This window comes from Escherichia sp. MOD1-EC7003 (genome assembly GCF_002965065.1).
Taxonomy (GTDB): Bacteria; Pseudomonadota; Gammaproteobacteria; order Enterobacterales; family Enterobacteriaceae; genus Escherichia.
Map to the genome: position 1 here is coordinate 1 of NZ_PTRE01000274.1, position 1,154 is coordinate 1,154.

Consider the following 1,154-nt stretch of genomic DNA (forward strand, 5'->3'; position numbering starts at 1 on the left):
TTAGCCAAATCATATGCAGCCTTGACAGCTTTCGGTGTGGCGGCCAGCACTTCAGACGTGCTGTTAGTGGCACTACTGAGCTGAGTGATGCCTTTCGCTGTCAATGAAGCTGTTGGCACACCAGTGATCTGATTCCAGGGATGTGTATGACTGGATGGTGCCTTTCCGGCTGCTAGATCGTATGCAGCTTTAACCGCTTTTGGAGTTGCAGCTAATGTTTCAGAAGTGCTGTTGGTGTCGCTACTGAGCTGAACTATCCCTTTTTGTGTCGTGGTTGCATCCTGGGCTGTATACTTCCCGTTAGCCAAATCATATGCAGCCTTGACAGCTTTCGGTGTGGCGGCCAGCACTTCGGACGTACTGTTAGTGGCACTACTGAGCTGAACTAATCCCTTTTGCGTTGTGCTTGCATCCTGCGCCGTATACTTGCTTTTCGCCAGATCGTAGGCTTTTTTAACTGCCAGCGAACTCGCAGCAACATCACTTCTGGTACTGGTTACAGAGTCTGAAATATCAATGCCGATCGTGCGGTTGATACGCTCGGATGTATCAATCATCTCTTGAGTAATGGTAGATACGCCAGCAGGGATATTCACCGTACAAACCAGCAGTTCCCCATCACCTAACTGATATGAATCGGTATAGGTTCTGGCAACAAATTCAGCTGCATGAATATGTGACGCGGTATTAACCTGATAGGTATCTTCTCCAAGAAGGTATCTTCCCTTCAGCACAATTGCATATTTCTTGCCTGCGTTAAGTGCAAGAGAGATATCCTTACGATGCTGAATAGTTACCTGGTAGAATTCACCAATATCCACTGACGCCGCGCCAGCGGTTTTATCTCCATCCACTGAGGTGATTAACAGGTTCATCCCACCGCCAGGCTTAGGCAAGAAACCAGCATAAAATCCCGGGTCAACAATTCCCCTGAATTTTCGGTTTAGAGCGGCTGACAGATATGGTTCGTGGTATTGCACATCAGCCACCAGAGCCAACGACTCGGGTGATGGGTAAGTAACCGATGTAACAACTGTAACGTCATTCATCAAGCATATCCTTATGCTGTAGTCGAGTTTATGGCCATAACTGCGTGAACCGCCCCGGGAATCCTGGAGACTAAACTCCCTGAGAAAGAGGTAAACAGGATGACT

1 protein-coding gene is annotated in these 1,154 nt (G+C 48.0%); it reads right to left on the minus strand.

Features of this window, described 5'->3' with window-relative positions:
• Positions 1-1,049: tail fiber protein (locus A7090_RS25300; protein WP_170991886.1), on the minus strand; the 1,049-nt coding region annotated here is incomplete at its 3' end.
• Positions 1,050-1,154: the final 105 nt, after the last annotated feature.